Annotated in this window: 2 tRNA genes and 2 rRNA genes; all 4 read left to right on the top strand. The window is 49.1% G+C overall.

Annotated elements, in window-relative coordinates:
• A 16S ribosomal RNA gene (locus B5D29_RS08495) occupies positions 1-1,329 on the top strand; the annotation flags it as partial.
• Positions 1,330-1,445: 116 nt separating this feature from the next.
• Positions 1,446-1,521: transfer RNA gene (locus tag B5D29_RS08490), tRNA-Ala, on the top strand.
• 64 nt (positions 1,522-1,585) lie between these two features.
• Positions 1,586-1,662, top strand: a tRNA-Ile gene (locus B5D29_RS08485).
• 191 nt (positions 1,663-1,853) lie between these two features.
• Positions 1,854-3,055: ribosomal RNA gene (locus tag B5D29_RS08480) — 23S ribosomal RNA — on the top strand; the annotation flags it as partial.

Below are 3,055 nucleotides of genomic sequence, written 5' to 3'. Positions count from 1 at the left end.
TGATGGCATCATTGATGTACCAAAGCTATTGCGCTGAAGGATGGGCTCGCGTCTGATTAGATAGTTGGTGGGGTAACGGCCTACCAAGTCGACGATCAGTAGCCGGACTGAGAGGTTGAACGGCCACATTGGGACTGAGACACGGCCCAGACTCCTACGGGAGGCAGCAGTGGGGAATATTGCACAATGGGCGCAAGCCTGATGCAGCAACGCCGCGTGGAGGAAGACGGTTTTCGGATTGTAAACTCCTGTTCTTAGTGAAGAAAAATGACGGTAGCTAAGGAGCAAGCCACGGCTAACTACGTGCCAGCAGCCGCGGTAATACGTAGGTGGCAAGCGTTGTCCGGAATTACTGGGTGTAAAGGGAGCGCAGGCGGGGGAGCAAGTCAGCTGTGAAATCTATGGGCTTAACCCATAAACTGCAGTTGAAACTGTTCTTCTTGAGTGAAGTAGAGGTTGGCGGAATTCCGAGTGTAGCGGTGAAATGCGTAGATATTCGGAGGAACACCGGTGGCGAAGGCGGCCAACTGGGCTTTTACTGACGCTGAGGCTCGAAAGTGTGGGGAGCAAACAGGATTAGATACCCTGGTAGTCCACACTGTAAACGATGATAACTAGGTGTAGGGGGTCTGACCCCTTCTGTGCCGCAGCTAACGCAATAAGTTATCCACCTGGGGAGTACGACCGCAAGGTTGAAACTCAAAGGAATTGACGGGGACCCGCACAAGCAGTGGATTATGTGGTTTAATTCGATGCAACGCGAAGAACCTTACCAGCACTTGACATCCAACTAACGAAATAGAGATATATTAGGTGCCCCTCGGGGAAAGTTGAGACAGGTGGTGCATGGTTGTCGTCAGCTCGTGTCGTGAGATGTTGGGTTAAGTCCCGCAACGAGCGCAACCCCTGCCATTAGTTGCTACGCAAGAGCACTCTAATGGGACCGCTACCGACAAGGTGGAGGAAGGTGGGGATGACGTCAAATCATCATGCCCCTTATGTGCTGGGCTACACACGTAATACAATGGTCGTTAACAAAGAGAAGCAATACCGCGAGGTGGAGCAAAACTTCAAAAACGATCTCAGTTCGGACTGTAGGCTGAAACTCGCCTGCACGAAGTTGGAATTGCTAGTAATCGTGGATCAGCATGCCACGGTGAATACGTTCCCGGGTCTTGTACACACCGCCCGTCACACCATGGGAGCCGGTAATACCCGAAGTCAGTAGTCTAACCTTAATGGAGGACGCTGCCGAAGGTAGGATTGGCGACTGGGGTGAAGTCGTAACAAGGTAGCCGTAGGAGAACCTGCGGCTGGATCACCTCCTTTCTATGGAGACATAACAAAATGAAAAAGGTTTTGTTAGACATCCAAGGTCAGAATCGGAAAACTTGAAGTAATCGTTGTTTAATTTTGAAGGCCCTAGGCTTTCGAAAAGGAAATATGGGGGTATAGCTCAGCTGGGAGAGCACCTGCTTTGCAAGCAGGGGGTCAGCGGTTCGATCCCGCTTATCTCCACCAAGGACTAAGGTCCTGAATAAAAAAGGGTTCTAAAGGATAAGAGCCGACAGAACCACATAGAAATGGGCTCGTAGCTCAGGTGGTTAGAGCGCACGCCTGATAAGCGTGAGGTCGGTGGTTCGAGTCCACTCGGGCCCACCACATAAAGCAAAAAGCTTTATGGTAGAAATGTACTTTGAAAACTGAATACAGGTAATGTGAAATGGAAACAACGAGATAATGTAACCAAAAATATTCAAAAAGTCTAAACAACTGTTTAGGGTAAAAATTTTTACTACAATAAAACGTTGAGGAAATTAACAAAAACCGATAGGACACATAATTCTGAAAAAGGTCAAGCTAATAAGGGCGCAAGGGGAATGCCTTGGCATTGGAAGCCGATGAAGGACGTAGCGATCTACGAAAAGCCACGGGGAGGCGAAAGCAGCCCTCGATCCGTGGATATCCGAATGGGGAAACCCGGCAGAGCAATACTCTGTCAACCTCTTGTGAATAAAATAGCAAGTCGTGGGGAACCGCCTGAACTGAAACATCTAAGTAGGGCGAGGAAAAGACATCAACCGAGATTCCGTAAGTAGTGGCGAGCGAACGCGGAAGAGGCCAAACCAAGAGTAGTAATACTTTTGGGGTTCGGACTGCAACATGTACTGATAAGGTTAGTAGAATGAGATGGGAAGCTCAACCATAGAGTGTGAGAGTCACGTACACGAAAACCGAGTCAGGCTAGCAGGATCCAGAGTACCGCCGGACACGTGAAACCCGGTGGGAATACGGGGGGACCACCCTCCAAGCCTAAATACTCTCCAATGACCGATAGTGAATAGTACTGTGAAGGAAAGGTGAAAAGAACCCCTGGCGGGGAGTGAAATAGAACCTGAAACCTTGTGCCTACAAGCACATAGAGCACATCAACGTGTGATATGGTACCTTTTGTAGAATGGTCCGGCGAGTGAATGTCACTAGCGAGGTTAAGGACTTAAGGTCTGAAGCCGAAGCGAAAGCGAGTCTTAATAGGGCGAAAATAGTTAGTGGTATTCGACCCGAAACCGAGTGACCTAGCCATGAGCAGGCTGAAGTGGAGGTAAAACTCCATGGAGGGCCGAACCCACTCCCGTTGAAATGGTAGGGGATGACTTGTGGCTAGCGGAGAAATTCCAATCGAACTCGGAGATAGCTGGTTCTCTCCGAAATAGCTTTAGGGCTAGCCTCAATATACATTACCGCAGGTAAAGCACTGAATGGGCTAGGGGGCGAAAGCTTACTGAACCCTATCAAACTAAGAATGGCGGATAATGAAATATTGGGAGTCACACTACGTGAGATAAGTTTCGTGGTGGAAAGGGAAACAGCCCAGACCCACAGCTAAGGTCCCAAAGTACGGTTAAGTGGAAAAGGATGTGGAATTGCACAGACAACCAGGATGTTGGCTCAGAAGCAGCCATTCATTCAAAGAGTGCGTAATAGCTCACTGGTCGAGTGACTCTGCGCCGAAGATTTAACGGGGCTAAATCGTACACCGAAGCTTGGGAATATA

It is taken from the genome of Eubacterium coprostanoligenes (assembly GCF_900167205.1).
GTDB classification, from domain to species: domain Bacteria; phylum Bacillota; class Clostridia; order Oscillospirales; family Acutalibacteraceae; genus Eubacterium_R; species Eubacterium_R coprostanoligenes.
Note: the sequence above shows the minus strand (reverse complement) of the source record. Positions and strands in the feature narration are given on the sequence as shown.